At 36.9% G+C, this 26,246-nt stretch carries 27 protein-coding genes; 23 read left to right on the plus strand and 4 right to left on the minus strand.

Annotated elements, in window-relative coordinates; genetic code table 11:
* Positions 1-47: 47 nt before the first annotated feature.
* From ACFPYN_RS16125 to ACFPYN_RS16155, 7 genes are all read left to right on the plus strand, one after another.
* The gene (locus ACFPYN_RS16125; RefSeq protein ID WP_377735576.1) at positions 48-203 is read left to right on the plus strand and encodes a YpzG family protein; all 156 of its coding nucleotides are present in this window, start codon (positions 48-50) and stop codon (positions 201-203) included.
* 236 nt (positions 204-439) lie between these two features.
* Positions 440-1,246: an ABC transporter permease gene (locus ACFPYN_RS16130; protein WP_377735578.1), complete on the plus strand. Its 807-nt coding sequence runs from the start codon at positions 440-442 to the stop codon at positions 1,244-1,246.
* 4 nt (positions 1,247-1,250) lie between these two features.
* On the plus strand, positions 1,251-2,030 hold the full coding sequence (locus ACFPYN_RS16135; RefSeq protein ID WP_377735579.1) for an ABC transporter ATP-binding protein: 780 nt from the start codon (positions 1,251-1,253) through the stop codon (positions 2,028-2,030).
* Positions 2,031-2,043: 13 nt separating this feature from the next.
* The gene (locus ACFPYN_RS16140; protein WP_377735580.1) at positions 2,044-3,117 is read left to right on the plus strand and encodes an ABC transporter substrate-binding protein; all 1,074 of its coding nucleotides are present in this window, start codon (positions 2,044-2,046) and stop codon (positions 3,115-3,117) included.
* Between the two features lie 342 nt (positions 3,118-3,459).
* Positions 3,460-4,173, plus strand: coding sequence for a LytR/AlgR family response regulator transcription factor (locus ACFPYN_RS16145; RefSeq protein WP_377735582.1), 714 nt, complete (start codon positions 3,460-3,462; stop codon positions 4,171-4,173).
* Positions 4,174-4,234: 61 nt separating this feature from the next.
* Positions 4,235-5,335 (plus strand): sensor histidine kinase, encoded by a 1,101-nt coding sequence (locus ACFPYN_RS16150; protein ID WP_377735584.1) that lies wholly within the window; start codon positions 4,235-4,237, stop codon positions 5,333-5,335.
* A gap of 130 nt (positions 5,336-5,465) precedes the next feature.
* Positions 5,466-6,782, plus strand: coding sequence for an ATP-binding protein (locus ACFPYN_RS16155; RefSeq protein ID WP_377735586.1), 1,317 nt, complete (start codon positions 5,466-5,468; stop codon positions 6,780-6,782).
* 528 nt (positions 6,783-7,310) lie between these two features.
* Here ACFPYN_RS16155 and ACFPYN_RS16160 read toward each other — a convergent pair.
* Both ACFPYN_RS16160 and ACFPYN_RS16165 read right to left on the minus strand, forming a co-directional pair.
* On the minus strand, positions 7,311-7,799 hold the full coding sequence (locus tag ACFPYN_RS16160) for an SRPBCC family protein (protein WP_377735587.1): 489 nt from the start codon (positions 7,797-7,799) through the stop codon (positions 7,311-7,313).
* A complete protein-coding gene (locus ACFPYN_RS16165) occupies positions 7,796-8,566 on the minus strand; it encodes a metalloregulator ArsR/SmtB family transcription factor (protein WP_377735589.1) in 771 nt (256 codons plus the stop codon). Before ACFPYN_RS16165 ends, ACFPYN_RS16160 begins: the two co-directional genes overlap by 4 nt.
* 174 nt (positions 8,567-8,740) lie before the next feature.
* Here ACFPYN_RS16165 and ACFPYN_RS16170 point away from each other — a divergent pair, with 174 nt between their 5' ends.
* Together ACFPYN_RS16170 and ACFPYN_RS16175 are read left to right on the plus strand one after the other, a co-directional pair.
* On the plus strand, positions 8,741-10,186 hold the full coding sequence (locus tag ACFPYN_RS16170; protein ID WP_377735590.1) for a circularly permuted type 2 ATP-grasp protein: 1,446 nt from the start codon (positions 8,741-8,743) through the stop codon (positions 10,184-10,186).
* Positions 10,186-12,066 carry an alpha-E domain-containing protein gene (locus tag ACFPYN_RS16175; RefSeq protein WP_377735591.1) on the plus strand — a complete coding sequence of 627 codons (1,881 nt, stop codon included), beginning with the start codon at positions 10,186-10,188 and terminating at the stop codon, positions 12,064-12,066. The genes ACFPYN_RS16170 and ACFPYN_RS16175 overlap by 1 nt, the downstream gene beginning before the upstream one ends.
* A gap of 275 nt (positions 12,067-12,341) precedes the next feature.
* On the opposite strand, the gene ACFPYN_RS16180 is transcribed toward ACFPYN_RS16175, so the two are convergent.
* Complete coding sequence (locus ACFPYN_RS16180; protein ID WP_377735592.1) at positions 12,342-13,982, minus strand: tetratricopeptide repeat-containing diguanylate cyclase; 1,641 nt, start codon at positions 13,980-13,982, stop codon at positions 12,342-12,344.
* A 258-nt stretch (positions 13,983-14,240) separates the two neighbouring features.
* Here ACFPYN_RS16180 and msrB point away from each other — a divergent pair, with 258 nt between their 5' ends.
* The 9 genes from msrB to ACFPYN_RS16225 are packed head-to-tail and all read left to right on the plus strand — an operon-like array spanning position 14,241 to position 21,888.
* Complete coding sequence (gene msrB, locus ACFPYN_RS16185; protein WP_377735593.1) at positions 14,241-15,341, plus strand: peptide-methionine (R)-S-oxide reductase MsrB; 1,101 nt, start codon at positions 14,241-14,243, stop codon at positions 15,339-15,341.
* Positions 15,342-15,370: 29 nt separating this feature from the next.
* Entirely contained in the window at positions 15,371-16,501 is a 1,131-nt protein-coding gene (locus ACFPYN_RS16190) for an ABC transporter substrate-binding protein (protein WP_377735594.1), read from the plus strand.
* Positions 16,485-17,288: a hypothetical protein gene (locus ACFPYN_RS16195; protein WP_377735596.1), complete on the plus strand. Its 804-nt coding sequence runs from the start codon at positions 16,485-16,487 to the stop codon at positions 17,286-17,288. The genes ACFPYN_RS16190 and ACFPYN_RS16195 overlap by 17 nt, the downstream gene beginning before the upstream one ends.
* Entirely contained in the window at positions 17,285-18,007 is a 723-nt protein-coding gene (locus tag ACFPYN_RS16200) for an ABC transporter permease (RefSeq protein WP_377735597.1), read from the plus strand. The genes ACFPYN_RS16195 and ACFPYN_RS16200 overlap by 4 nt, the downstream gene beginning before the upstream one ends.
* Positions 18,004-18,867: an ABC transporter ATP-binding protein gene (locus ACFPYN_RS16205; protein WP_377735598.1), complete on the plus strand. Its 864-nt coding sequence runs from the start codon at positions 18,004-18,006 to the stop codon at positions 18,865-18,867. Before ACFPYN_RS16200 ends, ACFPYN_RS16205 begins: the two co-directional genes overlap by 4 nt.
* A gap of 2 nt (positions 18,868-18,869) precedes the next feature.
* Complete coding sequence (locus tag ACFPYN_RS16210; protein WP_377735600.1) at positions 18,870-19,472, plus strand: CDP-alcohol phosphatidyltransferase family protein; 603 nt, start codon at positions 18,870-18,872, stop codon at positions 19,470-19,472.
* Entirely contained in the window at positions 19,459-20,811 is a 1,353-nt protein-coding gene (locus ACFPYN_RS16215; RefSeq protein ID WP_377735601.1) for a dihydrolipoyl dehydrogenase family protein, read from the plus strand. Before ACFPYN_RS16210 ends, ACFPYN_RS16215 begins: the two co-directional genes overlap by 14 nt.
* Positions 20,808-21,482: a TVP38/TMEM64 family protein gene (locus ACFPYN_RS16220; RefSeq protein WP_377735602.1), complete on the plus strand. Its 675-nt coding sequence runs from the start codon at positions 20,808-20,810 to the stop codon at positions 21,480-21,482. The genes ACFPYN_RS16215 and ACFPYN_RS16220 overlap by 4 nt, the downstream gene beginning before the upstream one ends.
* 34 nt (positions 21,483-21,516) lie before the next feature.
* A complete protein-coding gene (locus ACFPYN_RS16225) occupies positions 21,517-21,888 on the plus strand; it encodes a DUF1499 domain-containing protein (RefSeq protein WP_377735603.1) in 372 nt (123 codons plus the stop codon).
* Positions 21,889-21,921: 33 nt separating this feature from the next.
* Here ACFPYN_RS16225 and ACFPYN_RS16230 read toward each other — a convergent pair whose 3' ends face one another.
* Positions 21,922-22,740 (minus strand): DegV family protein, encoded by an 819-nt coding sequence (locus ACFPYN_RS16230; RefSeq protein ID WP_377735604.1) that lies wholly within the window; start codon positions 22,738-22,740, stop codon positions 21,922-21,924.
* A 101-nt stretch (positions 22,741-22,841) separates the two neighbouring features.
* Between ACFPYN_RS16230 and ACFPYN_RS16235 the strand changes: the two genes are divergently transcribed.
* From ACFPYN_RS16235 to ACFPYN_RS16255, 5 genes are all read left to right on the plus strand, one after another.
* Positions 22,842-23,609 (plus strand): DUF1295 domain-containing protein, encoded by a 768-nt coding sequence (locus ACFPYN_RS16235; RefSeq protein ID WP_377735606.1) that lies wholly within the window; start codon positions 22,842-22,844, stop codon positions 23,607-23,609.
* Between the two features lie 334 nt (positions 23,610-23,943).
* Positions 23,944-24,282, plus strand: a complete 339-nt coding sequence (gene ytxJ, locus ACFPYN_RS16240; RefSeq protein ID WP_377735607.1) for a bacillithiol system redox-active protein YtxJ — start codon at positions 23,944-23,946, stop codon at positions 24,280-24,282.
* 116 nt (positions 24,283-24,398) lie between these two features.
* Positions 24,399-25,241 (plus strand): STAS domain-containing protein, encoded by an 843-nt coding sequence (locus ACFPYN_RS16245; RefSeq protein ID WP_377735608.1) that lies wholly within the window; start codon positions 24,399-24,401, stop codon positions 25,239-25,241.
* A 15-nt stretch (positions 25,242-25,256) separates the two neighbouring features.
* Positions 25,257-25,772 carry a GNAT family N-acetyltransferase gene (locus tag ACFPYN_RS16250; protein ID WP_377735875.1) on the plus strand — a complete coding sequence of 172 codons (516 nt, stop codon included), beginning with the start codon at positions 25,257-25,259 and terminating at the stop codon, positions 25,770-25,772.
* A gap of 93 nt (positions 25,773-25,865) precedes the next feature.
* The gene (locus tag ACFPYN_RS16255; protein ID WP_377735609.1) at positions 25,866-26,240 is read left to right on the plus strand and encodes a nucleotide excision repair endonuclease; all 375 of its coding nucleotides are present in this window, start codon (positions 25,866-25,868) and stop codon (positions 26,238-26,240) included.
* Positions 26,241-26,246: the final 6 nt, after the last annotated feature.

Below are 26,246 nucleotides of genomic sequence, written 5' to 3' on the forward strand. Positions count from 1 at the left end.
TAATTACGATTTCTTCTTTTCATTCTTAAAAAAAGAGGTGAGAGGTAATGAGTAAGAAACAACCAATGGATGTAAAATCCGCGGAGATTCATCACAACTGGACGAGACCTAAGAGAACCAATACCCAAGTCAACGGACAAACCGAAGAATCAAAGTCTACTCAGATTTTAAAAACCAGCGCCAAAATTTACCGAAATGGATAAGTTGAATAAGAAGAAATTTTGACCCAGAGATGTTTCTGGGTCTTTTATTTTTGTAAGAAAATGGGTTAATCGGAATAAACGCAGCGTGAAACGGAATAAACCACTTCACAACAGCACCACGCCAAACAATAGAATATACACTTCTATAATTGCACTAATGCTACTCAGACCGTCTTAGATTCCATGCACATATCTTACTATACCTACATATTATTTGGATGAAGAGGTGGTGAAAAATGACGGAGTTAAAAAATCCCATAGAAACGGAACAACAGGAATGGCGTAAGCAACAAATACAACAACGATTGAAGACTTGGCTGACCATTTTTTCGCCACTATGCCTCTTGCTTATTTGGCAATTCTTATCTCAAAGCGGGTTGATTGATGCTCGGTTTTTTCCACCACCAACTGCTATTGTCTCCACATTTATTGAACTGCTGACAACTGGTGAGTTATTTCACCACATAAACATTTCGTTATTTCGAATTTTAGTTGGATTCTTACTAGGTGTAATTCCTGGTATCATAATCGGGCTGTGCATGGGCTTATATGCACCGGTTCGCCACTTTATTTCTCCTCTTATTATGGCGTTAATGCCTATTCCTACACTTGCGTTATTGCCGCTTATCTTGATTATCTTTGGGATTGGAGAAGTATCGAAAGTCGTCACCATCGCCGGAAGTGTGTTTTTCCCAGTCGTCATAAATACAGTTGCAGGTGTTATCTCAATTGATTCTATTTACTTGGATGTAGCGAAAAACTATGGTGCTAATCGGAAGGATTTCTTTATGAAAATTGCTTTACCTGGCTCGCTTCCTTTCATGTTAGAGGGGATACAAATGGGGCAGGCAATCGCGTTGTTGACGATTGTAGCAGCTGAGATGATGGGCGCAAGATCGGGGATTGGTTATTTAATATGGACGTCTTACAGTGCGTTTTTATTAAAGGAAATGTTCGTTGGATTGATTCTTATTTCATTCTTTGGCTATGTCTTTTCATTATTGTTGCGGTGGTTGCAACGAAAGCTAATACCTTGGAGGTGACGATATGGAATCGAAACCCAAAATTTCCATTCATCAATTGACGAAAGTATTTTATAAGAAAGAAAATAGTGTCACTGCGATCGAAAACATCTCTCTTGATATAGAAGATGGGGAATTTGTTTGTCTTGTTGGACCGAGTGGTTGTGGAAAGACGACACTGCTTCGAATATTAGCTGGACTTGAAAATCAAAGTTCAGGTGACTTTACTATTGAAAAGAGTGACCAGTTTCGTCCCAATCAATCCATGGTCTTTCAGGAAAGAGGAATATTACCTTGGTTAACAGTTGAGGAGAATGTAGCGTTCGGGTTAACAATGCGTCATTTGCCAAAGTCGCAAATTAAAGAACGAACAACGTACTTTATTAACAAAGTAGGTCTTACGAAATTTTCAAAAATGTACCCGAAAGAACTATCAGGAGGAATGATGCAGCGAGTTAGTATTGCGCGAGCTTTTGCGAACGATCCTGAAATTTTGTTAATGGATGAACCATTCGGAGCTTTAGATGAGCAAAATAAATACATTTTACAAGAGGAATTGTTATCGATTTGGTCTGAAACGAAGAAAACGGTGTTGTTCATCACACATAGTATCGATGAAGCACTGTATTTGAGTGATCGCGTACTACTTATGAGTGCTCAACCTGGCAGGATAGTCGCTGAAATGAAAATAGATTTGCCGCGACCCAGAAAACTAGAAGACATTCGATCAAATCCTGAAATGGCAGACAAATTTCTAGAGATTTGGCATCACTTGCAGGTAGAAGTGCAAGGTTCAAGATTGTGAAGGGAGTGTATAGATGAAAAAGTGGTTAGGGATAGTAGGTGTATTAATCTTACTGGTTGGAGGCTGTTCGGAAAAAGAGGCGGTCAAAGTTAATGACGACGTAAGCAAAGATAACCCATCAGGAGATTTAGCACCTTTAAGCGAGAAAACAAAAGTTGTGATCGCGGAGGATGGCTCAGCTTCTGGTGCAGGCTTTTATATCGCCAATGAAAAAGGGTATTTTGATGACTACAATATTGAAGTTGAGTTTGCGACATTTGCAAATAGTGACGATATGTTGCCTGCACTTGCTTCTGGAGAAGTTGACATTGCTGGCGGTATTTCATCAGCTGCATTCTTCAATGCGATTGCACAAGGTATTGACGTGAAAATTATTGCAGATAAAGGGCATAATGCCAAAGGGCGTTCCTATTTTACTTTTGTAATTGGTGCCGACAAGCAAGATGAAATTAAAGACTATAGTGATTTAAAAGGGAAAAAGATTGCTGTATCCGGTGAACACGGAGTAGATGATTATATCTATCAATTAATGCTTGAACACGCAGGTCTTGCAAAAGATGATGTGGAATTTGTGCTGATGCCTGACTTCGGCACCATGTTAGCGGCTATTGAGAATGGCTCGATTGATGCAGCATTAAATATTGAGCCCCTGATTACTCAAGGTGTAACACAAGGCATTCATGCGCGTTTTGGTGATGCAACAGACTTTGCACCCGAAGCACAAATTGCAATGGTGCTTGGCTCGCCTCAATTTATGAACGATGAACAAGATGTATCATTGCGCTTTATGGCAGCTTATTTAAAAGGTGTTCGTGATTACAATGATGCTTTCATTAAGGGCGAAGGTAAGGACGAAATTATCGACATTATGACACAATACACGGCGTTAAAAGACGCGGCAGTTTGGGAAGATGTTTTTGTTACGGGACTAGACCCAAATGGCAAAATGTTCATTGGTGATATACGTGATCAGTATGAAATGTATAAGAAAAATGGAGCCATTCGTGGCGAATTCAAATTTGACGAAGCAATTGATACTATGATTACTGAAAAGGCAGTTGAAATTATAGGAGAATATGAAAATTAGTAGTGTACTCTAAATAACAAGATTTTGATAGAAAAATATAGGAGGAAAGGGCTAAACGTCATGGTTTAGTCCTTTTTAAATGCCGAAAACGATAGTTCATATGAAGTAGCCGATATAGTGTGTCGATATGTTGGTTAATTGCTGTTAAATGTGCTTAAAATGACTCTCAAAGGTTTAGGATTGTCTGAATAATTACGGGGGTTATCATAGGATTTATAATAGGAATAATATTATTTCCCAAATATCAATGAGATTTATACATATAAACCAGTAATTGCCACGTTACCATACTACTATTCGTAGTAAAATTATTATGTGACTTAAAAGATTGGGGTTGATGTCTTGACACCTTTTAAAGTTCTGCTAGCAGACGACCATCAAGATTCACTAGAGGTAGTAGATGCTTATATAAAAGAACATCCTAATTTCGAAGTAATTGCTACCTGCAACGACGGTGAAGAGTTAGTATCAAAAATAGCTACTTATAAACCTGATATTGTCATAACAGATGTTATAATGCCGAAATTAAATGGTGTGGAAGCGATTAAGAAAGCTATGCAATTCCATGAAAAATTAAAGGTTATATTCGTCACAGGTTACGATGAATTTGCAGTAGAAGCTTTTAATCTGGAAGCTGTAGATTATATTGTGAAACCAGTAGAACTTTCTAGACTATACGCTGCATTAGAAAAGACACAAACGGATAACCGATTAAAAGTGTTAACGACCATGAATAGTAGAAAGAAGCTACCTTTTAAATTTAATGGATCCATGTTTTTTATTCCATATGACGATATCTTCTTTATCGAAAAGACAGGGAAAAAGTGTTTAATTCATACAAAAGAAGGAACGTTTGAAACATATGAACGAATAAGTGTTCTTGCCCGATTATTAGATAAATCCTTTTTTCTATCCCATAGATCAAACATTGTGAACCTCGATAATATCCTATATATAAAGCCAAAGAATGAAACATTTTTAGCTTATTTTCGGAATTTTGATAAGCACGCACATATTTCAAAACTAAAGATCAAAGAAATTGAAACTTTGTTATAGCGAAGTAGTATCTAATGGGGAAAATAGGAGTATTCAAAATTCTTCTACATGGAGGTGACAGATGACTGTCAAGAAACAAATCGTTAAGGTCGAGAGAGAGCTGCTGAAGTTTTCCTATATTATAGTGAATAAAGATTTATATATAGAAGATGTCTTTCAAGATGAGATTGGCTTATTTCCGATAGGCATCTCGAACCTTAAAGGCAAACCCATTGAGAAGGTTATTAATAAAGATTATGTGGATTTAGTCTCTAAAATCGGAATTGAAAAAAGCGAAGAATCTCCTGTTTTATATGAATTACTAAATGAACTAGATGTGGAATATGAAGTTGAAGTCCTTCCGTTTGGTCATAATATCATGATATTTATAAAATCTAAAACAAATGATAAAGACAAATTAATTGCTTTAACTAAAAAAAATAAAAAACTTGAAGCTAAGCATCATGAACTGATACTTGCAAAAGAACATGCAGATCGTGCCAATAGAGAAAAGACGGATTTACTACTTTTGCTGGGTCATGAATTTAGGAATCCATTAAATAGTATTAATGGATTCCTACATCTATTAATGTCTAACTCTGAAGAACCTTTAACAATGGATCAACAAAATCGAGTATCGAAAATAGGTAATGCTAGTAAGCAATTAGAAATGATCATGAATGATGCGATTGATTTTGTTCGCTTAGATCAAGTTAAACTGAGAGTCAAGACAGAAAACATAGATGTTTATGGACTTATTGATGATTGTATCCAGGCCCAATCTTTAGATGCTTCTGCAAAGAATATAAAGGTGATTCATCAAAAAGGAGAACCAAATCTATCAATTCTTTCAGATTCCAATAGGTTAACCCAAGTGTTGATGAATGTTTTATCAAACGCTGTTAAATATACAAATGAAGGCGGATTCATTCATGTTAACAGTTATAAATATGCAAATAGGTTGCTCATCGAAATAAATGATTCTGGTGTCGGTATTCATGACAATGATTTAGCGTTTATATTCTCCCCGTATTATCGTTCTTCTTCAACAGACTCTATGTCAACTGGATTAGGAATAGGTTTGTCGTTGGTCAAGCAGATTCTTACTGAGTTAGGTGGTTCCATTCATGTAACGAGTGAGTTAAAAGTAGGCAGTCGTTTTATTATAGAATTACCCATTTAATAGATATATTTGATCTAGGTTTGTCGTATTTTCTTATTAAAGAACCTTAGACTTGAGATAGATGGGTCGTCAAGATTGAAAAAGATTGCTAGCTAACTCAAGTGAATTTAAAAGAATATGGGTGTAATTAATGACTTCCTTAATTAGAGATATTTTTTTGAATGTATCATTAAGTATCACTATTATTACGTTGTGGAAATTCTTCTCTCAAAAAAATATAAATTCGGATTTTTACCAAAAGTCTAGTATGGCATTAGCTGGAATTTTGTCGATTTTACTATGTCTATTATTTCCATTGGATTTTTACGAGAAATTTGACTTCCATTTCTTACATATCCCTATTGGAATAATTGGGTTGTATGGAGGGGGTGCTGTAAGTTCTATTATGTTTATGGTAGCTTTTCCATTAGTTTTTCTGTTTGCTGATAGACTGGAATTAGCTATCATTCTTCTAGTTTGCCAAACTGTTGTGAATATCATCATGAGCAACTATTTTCTAAAGTGGAAAACAAATATGAAAATAGTAATTGGTACTTTGCTTACTACAGTAATTTCAGTCATATTATTGGCCACTTTGATTGTTCAAAATCCAGGAGACAATAGCATTGTTAACTTTGCTCTGGGAATACTCTGCTTGCAAATAATAAGTGTGGCGTTTTACTTTTATCTAATCGAAACATTTAAAGTAACTCAAGTTTCGAGAGAGTCTTTAATAAAAGCAGAAAAAATGCAAGGATTATATCATCTGGCAGCTGCTTTTGGACATGAAATAAGACAACCTCTTACAATTTCAAAAGGAATGCTGCAATTGTTAACAGAAGGTAAATGGCCAGCCGATAAACAACAGGAGTTTCTCTTAGCGTCTATCGCAGAAATAAATAGAGCTGAAAAAATAATTAAAAACTATCAAATATTTGCGGAACCTTATCCAAGTAAAACAGAACGATTCGATTTGGTTAATGAGATTCAACAAGTTATTAATCTAATAGAACCTATTACTGATATGACCAATATTCAAATCCAATCAAATCTGTCAGCTGCTTGGATTAATGGAGATAAAGCTAAAGTTGAGCAATGCCTAATTCATATTTGTACAAATGCTATGGAAGCCATGGAATCCGGAGGGCGTCTAACCATTCGTTCGAAGAATATCAACGGGAAATCAGTCATAGAAATTTCTGATACAGGGATCGGAATGACGAAGAAGCAAATAACTAGATTAGGTGAACCTTTCTTTAGTTTAACTGACCAAAAAGGTACTGGCTTAGGTATGATGGTCGTGTTCAGAATAGTGGAAAGCATGGGCGGTAAACTAGAGATTGACAGCGAAGTTGGCAAAGGGACAAATGTGAAAATTATTTTTACTGAAAATGACTCAGATCAGGGCTTAGATTCTATTATTAATCCAATCCATAAAGCAGGAAAAGACTATTCTATACTAGAGTAGTCTTTTCCTGTTTTTTTATTAAGTCAGACTCAGCGGTTGCTCAGTCTGACTTTTTGGGGTTGACGTCTGAAAAAAAGAAGATGACGTCTGAAAAACCAGGCTTCACGTCTGGAAAATCGCCATCGACGTCTGAAAACGTCATTTCTGCCATCCAAAGTGCCCCCTCACAACCACAGAAAAGGCTGTGGAGCAAAGCGAGCAGCCCCATTTGGCATTTATTTTTTACATATAATAGCTGAGCGGTGGCTCAGTTGTAAAAATCGAAGTTCACGTAGGAAAAAAGAGTGATGACGTAGGAAAAAACGTCCGTCACGTAGGAAAAATCGCCATCGACGTAGGAATCCCTCAATATTTGTGCGTGTTGATGAGATCCACATTTTGAGGGGTAATTGTGTCTGCATCTCCCACTGTTTATTCCCTAGATTATAGTGCAGCAGGGAATACGTCCGAAGCGCACTGGAAATTTCTTTGCGTCAACAGGAATTCTTCAATTAGATTTCTTTAACGAGCCCCGTGGAGTTTTCTTATTTATTTAGTATATTTTCTTGAGAACACCTTGAAAGCAAACCTAGATAAAACACCTTGTACACCAGATTTCGGAATATGGGCGTTCGATTGTCCATTCTCGACATATTGTTGTAGGTGAAGAAGCGTATCATCCCAACCTTTGGAACACATTTTGTAGCATGATAATGATGGGGTTAAACCAGTATGTTTAAACTCGACAGTTGTTTTTCCTGGTCCAATAGAACGTAATAGGAAAGTTACATCCGTTCCTTTCCACTCATTCCAACCTTCAATGCATGTCCAATGAACTTTTTCATTCGGGATGAGTTCCACTATTTTCATTGAATTAAATAATAATCGCTCGAAGCGAAATGAGTGAACTCCACCGATTTCAGTGCTTATGTCGCAATCGACGGTCCACCAACTTTTTATGCCTTTTTCAGTTGTAATTGCTGCGTATACTTCTTCTACAGGTGCCGAAAGTTCAAATTGCTTTACATAGTTAGTCATTCATTTTCCTCAACATATACTTTTAATTTATTTAAAAGTAAAGTCCATCCATTCGAATGAGATTCTTCCCATTTAGGATCTAATAATCCAACAGCACTATGTGATAATTTTACCGTCGTTGCCTCGCCATGACTTTCCAATCGGTAGCTATAATGACTATTTACGGCACCTTGCATTCCTAATAAGCCTTGCAAACGAATTTCTACATGTTCTTTGTAGTATAGAACCGTCCCCCAAATTGCTCCTTGTCCATTTCCCCAGTTCTCCATAAAAAATCCACCAACTTTAGGATCAAAAGTAATGTGTGAGTTTTCCTCTTCAAATCGGAATTCCCACCAATCATTAATATCGTAAATAAGAGAGTGAGAAACATCTTTTAGTGGTGCGTTTATTTCTATTTGCTGTTCAATTTGAAAAGAACTAATTTCCGTTTTCATATGGTTACTACCTCCATTTTCTAATTTTGCTTTCAATTTAGTTAAAGATATTGAGAGTGTAGATTCATATTTACTGACCCAGCGATTATACACTTCTTGAAGGGGGATGATATTTAAGTAATTTAATCGTATTCTTCCTTGTCTTCTTACGATGATTAAATGTACATCGTCCAGTACCTTTAAATGCTTCATAACTGCATATCTAGATACATCAAAGTGTTCACTTAACTCACCAGTAGATAATGGACCCTTCGTTAATAAATCAAGAATATCTACACGAGTTGGATGGGATAGAGCTTTAAAGAGATGAGTAACTTCTTCGTTAATCATGATATGGATTCCTCACACCCTTTTTAATAATATGTTACTAAAAGGTAACATATTATTTTTTTGAAAGCAAGCTTGTTGTTATGGGAAAAAGAGCAAAAATATGAGAAAAGATATGGTACACTAAAGTTACTATATTCATAATTTTCTTACTATACATCAAGAGAGGGTGTTGACATGTTTACTTCGTATAAAGTAGAACCATTTTTTGATGAGATGTTGAAGGCAAGTGGAAAACCGAAGGACCATTATGAAAAGTTTTATGATATGATTAAAAATTTTTCTGTTGAAGAACTTAAAGAAAAACATGAAACAGCCCAACTATCTTTTTTAAGACAAGGTATAACCTTTACGGTCTATCATAATAATGTGGGTGCTGAGCGGACGATGCCGTTTGATTTCGTTCCAATCATCATACCGCCAAAAGACTGGGATATTATAGAAAAAGGCATGGTTCAGCGCTCTGAAGCGTTAAATTGTTTTTTGCAAGATGTGTACAATGACCAAAAAATTATTGAGGATGGTATCATTCCACGAAATCTGGTTGAAGAAAACCCTTATTATTATGCTAAACAAATAAAAGGAATTAAAATTCCGTTAAATAATCATATTTTTCTCGCTGGTATTGATTTAATTAGAGATGAAAATGGCGAATACTTAGTGCTAGAAGACAATTTGAGAAATCCTTCGGGAATTTCATATGTCTATCAGAATCGCTACGTGATGCGTCAAGTTTATCCAGAGTTCTTTGCTAAACATTCTGTTCAAACACTAGAACATCAAGTAACTTTTTTACATGAAGCGATAATGGACCACGCACCTAAAGGAATTGCAAATCCTCGTGCAGTTTTACTAACTCCTGGAACTTATAATTCAGCGTATTATGACCATGTGTTTTTAGCACAGCAAATGGGATTACAAATGGTTGAAGGCCGGGACTTAATTGTCACAAACAACATTGTTTATATGAAAACAATTCGTGGGCTTGAACGTGTAGATATCATCTATCGTCGTATTGATGATGACTATTTAGACCCTGACGCCTTCCTTGAAGATTCGACACTAGGAGTTAAAGGATTATTAGATGCGTATCGATTAGGGAATGTAGCCATTTTAAATGGCATAGGTAATGGTGTTGCAGATGATAAAGCGATGTATGTATATGTACCTGATATGATTCGTTACTACTTAAATGAAGAACCAATCATTAAAAACGTTACAACCTATCGATTAGAGGATCCTATTCAAAGAGAATGGGTGTTAGAACATTTACACGAATTAGTGGTCAAAAATGTAGGAGCTTCTGGTGGATATGATATGCTTATTGGACCACATGCAGCAGAAGAAGAAATCGAGAGATTCAGAGAGAAAATTCTTGAAACACCTCATCAATATATTGCACAACCGACCATCAAATTATCAAGAGCTCCAGCCTATCAAGGGGAAGAATTTTACCCTTGTCATGTGGACTTACGTGTATTTGTGATGAGAGGAAAAGAAACGCATGTATTCCCAGGTGGTCTATCTCGAGTGGCATTGAAAAAAGGTTCCCTTGTCGTAAACTCATCGCAAGGTGGCGGTGGTAAAGATACGTGGGTCATGAAGTCTGGGGGATTGAGCTAATGTTAAGCCGTGTAGCAGATTCACTCTATTGGATGGCACGAAATATTGAACGTACTGAATTAAATACACGCATTTTAGACGTTCATTTAACACAAATGGTTGAAACCTCGAGTGAAGATTTGTTAGATGGGAAACACTGGAAAATATTATTTGAATCATGTTCGACAAAAGAGGAACTTGAAGAACTGAAAAATAATCCAGAAGCACACGATGAAGAGTATCTGCGATTTTTAGCGTTTGATTCAGATAATGAAAATTCTATCTTCAGTTGTATTCGAGTGGCACGAGAAAATGCGCGAATCAGCCGGGACCATTTGCCAAACGAGCTTTTTGAAATCTGGAATGATTTATATCTTTTTACACATCAAGCAGAACAAGAGCAGTTTTCAATTCATAAATTACGTGCATTTTTGCGCAATGTCAAAGTGACAGCATTAACAGCTCAAGGCATAATAGAGTCTGGTATGTCTCGAAGTGTGGCATATCGAATGATTAAAATTGGCAAATGGTTGGAGCGAGCAGAAAAAACAGCTCGTATATTAAATGTTGTATGTGAACAAACACGAGAAACACAGCTATCGTATAAAGGGGACGATTATTATGCGTGGTTGTCTGCCTTAAGAATGTTAAATGGCTACGAAGCTTACTTAAAAGTAAATCGTCCAAAAATGGATCCTAAAACCATTTTAACTTTTTTAATTGCAGACGAGTCTTTCCCAAGATCGATTCACTACAATATGAATCATGTCCGAGCTGCCGTTGATATTTTAGAAAACGCGAAGATTGCCCATTATTCTTCAGAATTATATTATGCACTCGAAAGTCTGAAGAACGATTTTGACGAAATATCTATTCAAGAATTAAATTCAGACGATATGTTAGCTTTTTTAAATCAATTCCAAAATAAGTGTAATGCAGTCGGTCAAATATTCTCTAAAACATATTATTTAATTGAACCAGTTGCTAAACAGGAGCAAACTCAAATAGTTGGCATCCCGCAACAACTCAATTTTGAAAAAGCTTCATCCATGAAATACAAGATCGAACATACGAATATTTTCGAATACGATTCATGGGTTGACCAAAGTATGAACTCCATACGACTTAAACCACGCACAGATGAGTGTCAGCGCTTGCTATCCTACCGCACAGATATATCGCCTGTAGCACTTACGAAGGAACATGTAGACATTTGGGGTAATAATGTGGAATCATTCTTTATTGCAGATCATCACAAGCATTTAGAGGTAAAGGCAACGTCGGTGGTGAGCATTCAAAAGAGTCCGTGGATTCATCGAATTGATTATTCACCTGAAATGCATGCCATTTTCCATTCTGATTTATTCAGAAGTCATTATTTAGCGTATTTGAGCAATACAGCTTACACATATTTAACGCCCGAACAAATTGAGGTTGTTGATTCGGATATTGGGCAAATGGCGAACCCAGTACAGTATGCTATTGACGTAATGGGCTACTTATATAATCGTTTTACGTATGATGGCTCTTCTACGAACGTTTCAACGAAGGCACTAGAATCGTTTGATTTGAAGAAAGGTGTTTGCCAAGACATTGCACATGTCATGCTTGGAATCCTACGTACTAAACACATTCCAGCAAGATATGTCAGTGGGTATCTATATGTAGGCGAAAATTCTGCATTGGTCGGTGACGCAGCGAGCCATGCTTGGATTGAAGTGATGGTACCTGGTATTGGCTGGGTAGGTCTGGATCCAACCAATAATGTGGAATCACTTGAAAATCATATTCGCGTAGGTGTTGGACGGGATTATGGTGATGTCAGTCCTGTACAAGGCGTCTATCGTGGCGGAAGTCATAAATTAGATGTCAAAGTATCAGTAAGCTTAATTGAACAATAAGAATAGGTATTTATGATATTAAGATAAAAAAAGATGACTCGGAATTTTTTTCCGAAGTCATCTTTTTTATTAAAGTTATACCTTCGAAATTGGAGATGGATCTTTCGTCCATTCAATGTCAGTTTCCGTCCATTCAACTTAGATTATTGTCCACTCGCGTAACATTTCCGTCCATTCGCTTGCAGATGTACACCATTCCTCCAGAGAAGGACACTTCTGTCTATAGTGAGGAATCCTGTACCACGAGTTGATCTAGAATCCGCAAAATGCTTATATCACAAGACGCGAATTTCTACTCGATTCCGTCCATTATTTTTTGCGCGATAAAGCTCATTATCAGCCATTACATACATGTCGAGCACCGGAGTTAATTGAGATTGCTTGCAATGAATTGCACCAACACTAATGGTAACTGGATGAGTTTTTCCGTTAAAATGATAAGTCAGATTTAAGTCTCGTACCGCTTGTCTGATTGATTCTGCAAATTGTTTCAATTCATTCACTTCTAATCCATTCGTAAAGCAAACAAATTCCTCACCACCATAGCGTCCAAGAATGCCTTTTTGATTACCAAACGCCGATTTCATGCAAGCTGCAACCTGTTTTAAACATTCGTCCCCTTGCACATGTCCGTAGCAATCGTTATAGCGTTTAAAATAATCGATGTCCAACATCATTAAAGCGATATCTTGATCTATATGTGATTCCTCATTCCAAACTTTTTGAAGATATTTAGTGACTTCTCTTCGACTGGCTACTTTTGTCAATTCATCGTAATAAACTTCGTCACTTAAATCTACATTAGCTTTTTCAAGTTTAACTAATAGCTTTTTCTGAATGGCAATTTCATTTTCTAATTGCTCATTCATTTTTGAGATTTGTTCTACTTCTTTCCCAGTAAACACCTTATTTAATTCAATCTGAATGATTTTAAGTTTTTGAGAAACTACTTGAGTTTCAATGGCTTGTTCTACAATGTGATATCTTTTGAAATAGTCCAGAGCCAGATGGTATTGTCCTTTTTCCTCGTAAAATTCAGTAAGAATAGTGTAAATTACACTTAATTTTTTTCTGGCGTGTATTTGTTCAGCATGTTGAACAGCTTGATTCAGATAATCTAAAAAATAACTTTCATTTTCCAAACGCTCCATTTCGGCCAAGTTAACCAATACTTCAATAGTGTAGAATTTATTACCTGTGTGCTCCAATCGTTTCAACGCACTGTCATAAAAATGTCTAGCTTGTTCAAACTCTTTTTTAATGAAATGAATTTTCCCGATTTTATTTTCAACTTCAGCCAAAGATGTAATATCATCAAGCTCAATTAACATGTCATAGCTTTTTTGTAAATAGTCATAACTGATATCCAAGTTCGAGTTTTTAAAATGCATCTCGCCGATGTTTTCTAAAATAACTGCTACGTTCATTTGCAAATGATTGTCTTGCGAAATTTGCAGTGCCTGTTCAAAAGCAGCAAAGGCTTCTTCTTCATTACCTACTTCCCGATATACTTCGCCTAAATTATTGTATACGCGACTGCTGACTAAGAAGTCTTCTAAATCCTTTAAGTGAAACAAAGCATTTAAAAAGTACTCCAAAGCTTGTTCGTATTGAGCGTAGTAAAAATAAACGACTCCTATTAAATTTAATGCTTCTGCCATGCCTCTATTGTTTTCTAACTTTTCGTACAATTGATAGGAGTCGTAAGCATGGTCATAACATCGCTCAAGTTCAGTCATTGAACGGCAAGCCAAGCCCATTGCAAATAGAGCAGAAGCTTGTGATGTTTCGAAATCGTTTTTTTCTGCAATTAATTTAGCTTCATAAGCTATTTCATATGCTTGAGATGGATTTTGAAACGCTATCCTTCTAGATTCTTTTATTAAATCCGTCAGTTGTTCAGAAACCAAATCCATGCTCATCACTCCTCTACAAATTTCATTCTACTTATTTCGACATTTTTTATCAATAAACCTTCTCATCAGAAATAGGAATATTGGATTACGTCTGAAACTCCAGAATAGAATAAAGGATACAGAAAACACTTATGCCTATTCGGGAAGCCGATACAAGCTCGAGGCAAGTGTCCGAAACACATTGAAGGGTCTTGTTATGTGCAATATGATAGGTGGATATGAAATAATAGGTGAAAACGCTAACGGAGGGTGAAACAAATGAAATTTAAACTTAAATGGATCGTCGTCGCCCTGATCGGTATTGCGATTGTCATTGGACTCGTTCTATTTATGAATTATCAGCAAGCCAAATCAAATGGTAGTGAATCAGTTTCATATAACGAGGGACAAACGGCTATTTTTGCAGGAGGATGTTTCTGGTGCATGGAACCGCCTTTTGAAAAATTAGTCGGTGTTGAGTCTGTTGTGTCTGGTTACACAGGGGGCGAAGAAGTGAATCCGGCATACAATGACGTAGCTTCAGGTAAAACTGAGCATTTGGAATCCGTGATTATCACGTTCGATCCGGAAGTTATTTCATACGAAGAATTACTAGAAGTTTTCTGGCGTCAAGTAGACCCAACAGACGCTGATGGACAATTTGTAGATCGTGGACCTCAATATGCAACGGCTATTTTTTACACAAATGAACAACAAAAAGAACTTGCGGAAACATCTAAGCAAAAAATGCAAGACAGTGGAATTTTCGAAGGTGAGCTGGTGACGCCTATTCGACAAGCTATGACATTTTACGAAGCAGAAGAATATCATCAAGATTATTATTTAAAGAGCGAACAGCGGTATGAATACTATCGTGACCGTTCTGGTCGTGATCAATTTATAGATAAAACATGGGCAAATCAATCTGAGCTCGAAATAGAATCATACACTAAATACAGTGAGCAAGAATTGCGAGACAAATTGACGGATCTTCAGTTTGAAGTTACTCAAAATGATGCAACAGAGCCCGCATTCAATAATGAATACGATAAAAATGAAGAAGACGGAATTTATGTGGATATCGTTTCTGGGGAACCTCTGTTTAGTTCGCTTGATAAGTTCGATTCTAAAACGGGATGGCCAAGTTTTATTCAGCCATTAGAAACAGCAAATATCATCGAAATTGAAGACTTTACACTGGGAACAAAGCGAATGGAAGTGAGAAGTCGTCATGGTAATTCGCATTTAGGTCATGTTTTCGAAGACGGACCAGAGCCAACAGGATTACGCTATTGCATGAATTCCGCTTCAATGCGTTTCATTCCAAAAGAAGATCTTGAAAAAGAAGGCTATGGTAAATACGTCGATTTATTTAGGTAAACAGTTATTGTGTGAGAGTTGGGGAGACCATGAAAAAACTACTTTTTATAGCTATATTGGTGTTTGTCCTAACGGGTTGTGCGAATGGCAACGAAAGGCAATCTGTCCAATTTTACATGTGGGGTGGCGATGAAAATATTAACAAATATATTGATCAAACCGTTGCCCCTTATGTACTGAAAGAATTCGATATTGAATTAAAACGTGTAGCCATGGAAACGAATGATTTCATGAGCAAACTCCAAAATGAAAAATCTGTAGGTCGAAAAGAAGGTTCAATTGACCTTATTTGGATTAATGGAGCTGCTTTTAAACAAGGCAAAGACAATGAGCTATTATCAGGTGATATCTTGAGTGATGTAGGAAATTCGCAGCGTTTTGAGCAAATTCTAGTAGTAACGGATAGTGGAGAACCAATTGACGGATTAGAAATCCCATGGGGTAAGACTTCATTTGCATTCCAAGTAAATACTGAAAATGTTAAGCAACCCCCAATGACAATCGATGAATTTACAGCATGGATTCAAAAAAATCCTGGGAGATTTACGTACCCAGACGCTAAGGACTTCACAGGAAACGGTTTTATTCGTCAACTAGTTTATGCCTTGAATCCGGGTCAAATAACAGGTGATCCAAGCATTGAGCAGCGCCAAAAAGTCTACGACTATTTAATTGATATCAAACCGAATTTATGGCGTGAGGGGAAAGATTACCCGAAAACACTGCAACAACTTGATCAAATGTATGGCAGTAATGATGTTGACTTTACGATGGGCTTTAACGAGCGACGCGCTCTTCCTTTTATTGAAAATGGCACGTTCGGCAAATCAACACGAACACTTGCTTTAAATGGTGAAGCGATTACAAATGCACATTATTTAACCATTCCTTTTAATTCACCTAATAAAGAAAAGGCATTACAAGTGATCGAAGCGTTAACAAATTTTCCAATGCAAGCGGAAAAATTAAAAAGTGACGTATGGGGAGATGGCTCTGTTTTAGCGGTGGACCAATTAACGGCTGACCAACAAGAAAAGTTGAAGTCTATTGAATCCACAGGAGACCATTATTTAAATGAATGGGAAAGCCAAAGTGATTTTTCGGCGGAGATGATTCAGCTCATCGAAAAAGAATGGAGAGACTATGTCGTTCGTCCATAAAACTGGAAGTATACTTATCATCATTATTGGAACTGTTAGTTTACTGGCAGTCGCTTTATTAGTTGTTGATATGTTGCGCTTAGTAGAACTAGTCCATCCTCTACCAACTTGGCAAGATTTTGTAGAGCCAATGACTCGTTTACTATGGTCTTCGATTTTAGCTTTGGTTGCGACGGTCATCAGTATCGTATCGGGTATATGGATCGTTCGTGGATTCTATTTACAAAAAACATTGAAGGCATCAGTGGATAGACTGTCGATTGCTTTTTACTTTCCTCATTTTATTGTGGCATTATATGTATTGGCATTGGCTAATAGTATGTATGAGTGGATGAATTTTTATCACCCAACATTCGGTTTTTTAGAAATATTACTTGCCTATTGGTTAAAAGAAGTGCCTTTTGTGGTGTTTTATTTAACCGTTACTTACACGTCTCTTGATCTTCAATCTCGCCAATTGATTCACCTCTTTGGTGGAACTAAGTGGCAACAATTTGTTCATGTTGAATGGGTAGCGATTAGAGGGCAAGTTCTAGAACTTTTCCTCATTCTATTTGCTTTTATCATTACGGCTTATGAGGTGCCTGCACTTATAGGAAGTAGTGTATATCCATTATTCGGTCCCACCATATTCGAATACTATTATTCCATCGATTTGGCCCAACGTTTCATGATTGATGTTTTGTTATTTGGGGTAGCGTTGACTTTGGTTGTTTCAACAATCGCTTTGTTAGCTTGGACAAGTCGAACACGGCAAGCATACGGAAAAGGGAGACAGACGTTATGAAGAGAATACTTTTCTTTAGCTACATCATGATGCTGCTCTATACGGTATGGCTTTTTGTGAATGGGAAAATGACGTTTTCATTTATTATGGAAGATCCATCAATTGGTCTTGCACTTACTTACACCATCTTGATTACAGCGATCACCATCTCATTAAATGTCATCTTTGGCCTGCTGGCTGGTTGGCACTTAGCAAGGAAAGTTAGGCTATGGCATGATGTATTTGTCTTATTGCCACTTATTCTGCCAGTCATTGCGGTGATGGGCGGACTCCAATTGGCACTTTTGTTGATAGGCATACCAGACCACTTAATGGGAGTGGTGCTTATTCATTTAATGGTTACACTTCCATTCTCCATTCAAATTTTTAAAAATCGATTTTTAGAACTGGAAAAAGGAATTCCCTCACTTGTACGATTATTTAAAGGTTCCAACCAAACGATGTGGGTATTTGTTTACTTCCCCCTGTTAAGCGGCAGTTTATATACAGTTGTTGTGCTCACAACAGTAATTTCTCTTAGTCAGTATGCGATTACAGCGTTTATCGGTGGAGGACTAATCCCAACCGTCACAACCTTGCTATTTCCTTACTTGCAATCGTCGAACTTTTATATTGTACATACGTCCGTGTTCGTTCTCATTACAATGATTGGTATATTTGCATTGGTGATGAAATTACTGATCTCAATCTCTAAAAAGGTGGTGACTTCGTTTTTATGATGGAGTTACGAAACGTCTCAAAAATATTTGAAGGTAAAATGGTTCTTGAAAATGTGAATCTTTCTCTGAAACAAGGGGAAGTCATGACAATCCTCGGAAAGTCGGGCAGTGGAAAGTCGACATTACTGCAACTAATAGCAGACATGGCATCAGTTGATTCAGGCGAAATTCATAAAAGCAAAGAAACGATGTGTGCGTATATTACGCAAAAGCCTCTATTGTTTAGTCATATGACGGTTTTGCAAAATATCGCATTTCCATTGAAATGCCAGGGTGTCGGAAAGAAGGCTCGACATGAAGCAGCATTAAAGTGGTTGGAAAAAGTTGAACTTTTTGGACTAGGAAATCGTTTTCCTTATGAGCTTTCAGGGGGTCAGCAACAACGCGTGTCCATTGCGCGTGCATTTGTTTATCAACCGGATGTTCTTTTAATGGATGAACCTTTTGCAAATTTAGATGTGAAGTTAAGTAGACAACTTCAACATCTTATCTTTAATGAAATGAAACAGCGTAATATCGCAGGTATTTTTGTGACACACAACTATGAAGAGACGAAAATGTATGCAGATCATACATTTTTATTGCAAGAGGGTGTGCTTACCAAAATGTCTGACGAAGAAGTTGAATTGTATTTCAATGAGGGTATTGAAATAGAGGGTCAAATAGTTGGGGTTTCTGAATGGACATTGTCAAATAAACCAAGTGACACATCCATCCCAGTTCGTTTGGAAAAAGAAATCAAATTATACGGCGTTGATTTTACAGTAGTTACTTTGCCAAATGGGCAAATGCAATTTGTTAAAAGGCAGGAAGAAACAAATAGTGCAGAACCTTTGTATCTGGTATTGAAGGAGGAGTAAGGATGTTAGATACGAAAGGACAACCATATATACAACCTCTGTTAGATACAACGGCCGATACATTTGTAAAATGGCATTTGTCAGCAAATGTTGTAACTGGTATTGCTGTTGGGATAGGAATTATGGCAAGTGTGTGGATTTATGTAGACTTGATTTGGCTAGGTCTTGTTTTCTTATGGTTGTCGGGCTTTCTAGATGCTGTGGATGGGACGATGGCTAGGAAAACAAAACCTTCTGCATTAGGCACCGTCCTTGATGTTACGTTTGATCGAGTTGTCGAAGGTGGAATTATTTTAGTGCTCGCAATCAAATACCCTGAGCATGCAGTTCTGTTGCTTATCTTAATGTTTTCTATCCTGATTGCAATGACGTTATTTTTAACGATTGGCAATGTGGCACCGAATTCAGGGAAAAAAAGTTTTCATTATGCAACTGGTTTAGCAGAGCGAACAGAAGGATTTATTTTACTTTCGATTATGGTGATCTTTGCACCGATATGGCTGTTTTGGTCAACCTTACTTTTTATCATCATAGAAGTGTTGAGTACGGTTTTGCGTTTCGCGGCTTTTGCGAAGGAAGAGAGGGAAAATCATGAAAGAACATAAAGTGGTCGTCATTGGGGGCGGCTCTGGTGGTTTATATACAGCCGCTGGACTGGCTAGGCTTCATGTTGATGTAGCCCTAGTCAATATTACTGAAAAACTAGGTGGAGATTGTCTCCATTCAGGATGTGTCCCATCAAAGTCCTTAATTTATGCATCTACACAAGGAATGACCTGGGAACAAACGACGGAGCATATAAGAAAAGTCATAGCAGAGATCCAAGTTCATGATTCAGTTGAACGATTTGAAGGTCTTGGGGTATCCGTCTATATCGGACATGCGAAATTTGTCAGTCCCTATGAAATTGAAGTAAATGGGCAACGAATTCGCGCGAAGAAATTTGTGATAGCTACTGGTTCAAAACCACGTGAATTACCCATTGAGGGCATTGAAACTATAGGCTATTTAACAAATGAATCTTTATTCCATTTGAAAGAACAGCCAAAGTCATTAGGAATTATTGGAGCGGGACCTATTGCACTTGAACTTGGACAAGCGATGTCGAAACTTGGAACGAATGTGCACATTATTAATCGTGACAAAGAAATTCTAGGACAATTTGATCGTTCTATTCGAACAACTGCAGCAAGTTATTTTGACAAAGAGATGACATTCTATCACCAAGCACAAGTTGAACGAGTCGAAGCTCAAGGAAATCAAAAGCTTCTTATTTTCAACGATGGAAAACAACTGCTGGTGGACGAAATTATGGTTGCAGCAGGTAGGGTTGCAAATATTGGATCTCTGCGACTCGAAAATGCAGGAGTTGCTATGAAAGAAGGCTTTATCAAAGTAACAGATACACATCAAACAACAAAAGCTCATATTTATGCCATTGGTGATGTAATCGATACGTATGCTCATACACATGCAGCTGGATTAGAAGCTCGTGCTGTTATCGAACATATTATATTTCCAAAAAAGAAGAAGGACCTCTATTTCGACTTTTCAGCTATTATTTACACGTCGCCTGAAGTGTATCAACTATTCGGTAATGAAAACGAAGTTGTTGAGACTTTACAAGTAACATCGAAAGATATCGATCGCTATAAAACAGAAAATATGGAAGATGTCATTATTCGTATTGGCATTGATAAAAAAGGGAATATCATTAATGCTCAAGCAGTCGGGCCACATATAAGTGATCTAATGCAGCTCGTTGCCTATACAAAACGTATGAAGAAATCCATTTCAACATGGTCTAGCATGACGGTGCCATATCCGACACATGCACAGATTTTACAACAAATCGCTAATACGTATATGTCACGTACTCTTGAAAAACCAATCGTGCAAAATTTGATCAAAACGTATATATCCATACGTGGATTAGGTAAATGAAAACCCAAACTGTTTGGCAAGAATGGCGAAAAATCATCTTGTTTATTGGATTTGCACTTATATGTTTGATCGTCCTATATGCTTTTGATGTAATTGACAAAATTGATATCGAGGCTACAAGTAACGCTGTTAGGGAATTAGGCATTTGGGGTATGGTATTGTATGTTATTGCGTACACCATACGACCCTTATTTTTCTTCCCAGCAACGCTCTTAACCTTATTCGGTGGCTATACGTTTGGTCCATTCCTTGGAACGGGATTAGATATCATAGGTGCCGGGAGCGGCGCGGTGTTAGCATTTATTGTAGCTCGTTACTTAGGTAGAGAAAAAATCGAGCGATTTGTAAAAGGCAAAAAAATTGAGCGTTTTGATCAAAGCATTCAAAAAAATGGCTTTATGGTTGTTCTTTATTTGAGATTGATCCCCTTAATTCCATTTGATTCCATTAACTATTCCCTTGGTTTAAGTTCAGTCAAATTGAAACCATATATGGCCGCCACTTATTTAGGCATTATTCCCGGAGCGTTTGTACTCAATTACATCGGTTCTTCACTACGAACGATGGATGGGAATCTTTGGATTGCGATTGTCTTATATGGTGTGATGATCATACTGCCGATTATCGTAAAGAAATATAAGGGAACTTCACAAATTCCTCTTGAAAAATAGAGTGATAAATAAGTGAATAGGAAGGGGAGTATATATGAAACTGGGTGTAACAAATGGTCAATTACAACCTGTTGAGGACAAACCGAATAGCGTATCAAGTCAAACAGACATTCAACGCAATTTTATGGAGCCAATTCCTTATTCAGATAATCGGCTACAATCACGTAGTAAAATCAAAGCAATAGTAACAAACATGAAACGAATAGAATTAGTGGAAGAAAAAGATGATTACTTGCACTATATAGAAACGTCAAAAGTGTTCAAATTTAAAGATGATGTAGAGTTTTATTTTGATGATTTCAATCAAGTGATTCAGTTCCGTTCGAAATCAAGAGTGGGGCACACGGATCTTGGAGTAAATAGAAAACGCATGAAAAAAATCACGGACGCTTTTAAGCGTCCGTGATTTTTCCTTTGAAAGATAAATAAGTCAGGAAGTTTAGAGTTTCGATACAATCGCAAAACTTCCTTGTCCCCCGTGTATGGCTATTATTGGGCTAAGTTCACCGATATTTACTGCCTGAGTTGGAAACTTAAGCTGGAGTTGTTGCTTCACTTCGTTCGCGACTTTCTCATCCCCACAATGCAGCACCCACATGTCACTTGAAGGCAGTTCAAAATCATTAATCATTTGAAGTATGGCTCTCCTTCGAGTCCGTATTTTATGAGCCACTTGAATGGTTCCTTCTTTAAACTTGAGAATGGGATGGATTTTTAACAAGCTCCCCACCAGAAAGCCTACTTTTCCGATTCGACCACCTTTCAGCAATTGATTGAGATCCGCAACAAAAATCCTATTGTGATACATATTATCTTTATGATTTAAGGATTGGCTAATTGAGAGAGCGGTTAATCCCTCTTTTTCTAATAACCTACCTTGTTCAATAAGGTCGTACAGTGGCCATGAAACGATTTTGGAGTCTACTAAGTGGACAGGAATCGACAAAGATTTAGCAACCGAGGCTACAGTGTCGAATGTGCCACTAATTTGTCGTGAGATGAGAACGGCTATGATTACGTCATATTTTTTTTCTAAAGCTTGAAATAGATTTTCAATATCATAAACAGTTGGCTGAGAAGACTTTGGAGAAGATTCAGAACGACTAAGTAAATCGTAGAAACCTTCAGCAGTTAAGTCTATGCCGTCTTTATATGAGGTGTTTTCGTGATTGATTTGCAATGGAACTACATACAAATCGGAATGATTAGCATCTTTCGGTAAATATGCCGAACTATCTGTTACCCATGCAATTTTCATATTTTTCCCTCCATTAGAACATTCAATCGAGCCAGTCTTTGTGTTACTAAGTATAATGAATGTAATCAATAAAATAAAAAATGAATGTGCAGGTGAGTCGAATGTTGGTGATAATTGCCGCATTATGTATGATTTTGTTTATGAGTGTCATTTGGATGATTGCTGTGAAACTTGATAACTATTCAATCGTGGATATTATTTGGGGAATAACGTTCATCTTGACAACCGTTGTCGTTCTTGTCTTTACAGGAAATATTAATGTTGTGTCCTTGACGATAGCTGCACTGGTTATTATCTGGGGACTTCGCTTGTCGATTTATTTATTTTCGCGAAATGCGGGGAAACCTGAGGATTATCGTTACGTTGACATGCGTAAAAAGTGGGGAAGTAAAGTTAAGCAAACGGCATTTGTTCGAGTGTTCATGTTACAAGGAACTGTTTCTCTATTATTCTCATTAGGTATATTCCTAGGTATTAGTAAAAGTGACACGATATTATCGATGTGGCCCGTCTATGCAGGTGTAGTTGTTTGGATTATTGGGTTTTTATTTGAAGCGGTTGGAGATGCACAGTTACGTGCTTTCATTCAAAAGCCAGCAAATAAAGGTCGGGTTATTACAACGGGTCTTTGGAAATATACACGTCACCCAAATTACTTTGGAGAATCGACACAATGGTTTGGTATTAGTATTGTTGCGTGTGCAGTACCATTTGGCTGGATCTCGTTTATTAGTCCCTTGCTATTAACGTTCTTCCTAATGAAAATTTCTGGTGTTCCTTTACTTGAAAAGAAAAATCGTCAGAAACCTGGCTATGCAGAATATGCTGCAAAAACAAGCGTATTTGTGCCAATGCCTCCTAAAAATTAAATCAATAAAGCCAAGTCGTCGAAATTAAACGACTTGGCTTTATTGTTGATTGGTACGCGTGAGGGAATATATCGTGACTAGCGAGTGATATATCGGGAGTAAAGAGTCGGATATCGTGACTAAAATGCATGATATCGTGACTATGCGAAATCCGCACAAATGAACGTGCTTGAAATGGTGACATTTGAATAGCCAAATGTCACGATGCTTGTGGTGTATAGTGGTCTCTATAAAGTGATGATCTCGATAAACATCTAATAGAAAGACAAATCACGTGCGATATATTAAGATATTAGACATAATAGAATAAATAGCGTTGAAAGGATGAATCCACATGACTACATATACAGAAATTACAACACTTCCACAATGGGAGACTATTTTACAACAGTCGAAAGAAAAACCATTTTTGCTTTTAAAGCACAGTACAACTTGTCCAGTCAGTGCCGCAGCATATCGTGAATTTACATCAGCTGAAACGGAACTTGATATGTATTTAGTAAAAGTTATTGAAAGTCGTTCAGTATCCAATGAAATAGGAAGTAATTTAAGTGTGCAACACAAATCACCCCAACTCTTTTTAGTATCAAATGAAGAACCGGTATGGCACACATCTCATTGGAATATTACTGAGACAAACATTATTGAAGCTATACAACATCATCAAGGATAAAAACAGGTAAACCCCGCTCAATGGTATGTTGAGTGGGGTTTTTTGATGAAAAATTATTAGATGTTTATGTTTTTTTAAGATTTTTATAGTAAAATTCTCTTAAGAAGTTTGATTGAATGAAAACATATAAGGAAGTGAGACGAATGGATTCAATAAAGCAGGTAGGCCAATATTTAATTGAAAACTCGGATTCTATCTCACTTGAAATGGTGAATTTGAGTTTAGAGAAATTAGAAATAGAAATTCCAGAAGAAATTATTCAACAATCTGTAAAGGCGAATGCGGAATTTTTAGTATTACTTGCAGATTCTTTCAAAGAAAGTAATGAGAATGCAGCAGAAGAATTAATAGAGTGGAGTAAAAAGTATGGAGAACAGCAAGCGTCTATGCTCTCACAACTCTCAGCTCTTATTAAACCTTATGCTGAAAACCGCTTAGCGTTTATGAAGCGTATTACACAGATTTCAATGGATCATAAATTAACCACTGAAGATGTTGTGGCGATTAATAACCGTGTCAGCTACCTCATGGACGTCAGTATGATTGAAACGATATTTGCTTATGAAGCTTACCGCGATGGATTAATGAGAGAACGCCAAAAAGAAATTAACGAATTGTCAGCACCGATCGTACCTATTCAAAAAGGAATTGCTGTTCTCCCATTAATAGGAGTCATCGATTATCCACGTGTTCAACATTTATTAAATAACGTTCTTCCAGGTATTCCAATGGTTGATACGGAACATTTAATTATTGATTTTTCAGGTATTTTAACGATTGATGCTGAAGTAGCTCAACATATTTTCACCATTCATAATGTACTTGAGCTGTTAGGCATCCATGTATTGTTCACAGGTATTCGTCCTAATTTATCGATGGCAGTTGTTCAAGCAGGCATTGATTTTACCGCGTTCCACACATTTGGCAGTGTCAAACAAGCAATAGAAAGCTTAAATTGATAACTTGAGGTGACTATAATGGTTCAATTAATAAAACCAACTGTTAATTTGCAGCCAGCTTATTTGTCCTTCTATGAAGAATGGAAAGCATCAGAAGAAATGATGGTACCATGGGTTATTGAAAAAGATCCGAGTGATTTTCCAAATATGGTCCAGTCTTTATTAGATGCCGAAAAAGGAATTGGCCTACGAGAAAATTTTGTTCCTGATTCAACATATTGGCTAGTAGATGAGGAATACAGAATACTAGGTGTTGTAAACATTCGCCATACTTTAAGTGATTATTTATTTAAGGCAGGCGGACATATTGGGTATGGGGTTCGGCCTTCCGAGCGACAGAAAGGCTATGCCACTAAAATGTTGGAACTAGCTTTAGAAGAAACGAAAAAGCTTGGAATCAATCCTGTATTAGTGTGTTGTGACGCTGTAAATCTCGCTTCAGATAAGACCATACGCAATAATGGCGGCGTGGAAGATATAGATTTTGTTGAAGACAACGGAAATGTGATTAAACGATATTGGATTGGCTAAAGCTTTCTTTGTAGGAATGAATATCGAGATCATAGATTTTTGACGCCATTTGTGATAGCATTACACTTTAAAGAAGTGAGGACGTGATCGAATATGATTAAAATTGAATTACCAAAACCAGATATTACGATTGTACAACGTGTGCAAGATCGTTCAAATGATGAACCAGAAATTCCTTCAGTTTTCGGCTTTATTGATTTTCATCAAATTGCCCGCGATAAAGGCGGAATTATTATGTTCTACAACAAAGAAGAAGAGCTTTTGTTCGTAGGAAAAGCACGTAAAGTAAGACAACGTGTTAAAAAGCATTTTGAAGATAATGTTTCACCAATTAAAGATCATCGTGATGAAGTAACGAAAATTAAGATTTTTTATGTGGATGATGCAATGGAACGTGAAATTTACGAAACATATGCGATCAATAAATTTGTAGCGAAGTACAATGTAGATAAAAAATTCGCACATTAATATGTA

This window comes from Paenisporosarcina macmurdoensis (genome assembly GCF_042658845.1).
Classification (GTDB): domain Bacteria; phylum Bacillota; class Bacilli; order Bacillales_A; family Planococcaceae; genus Paenisporosarcina; species Paenisporosarcina macmurdoensis.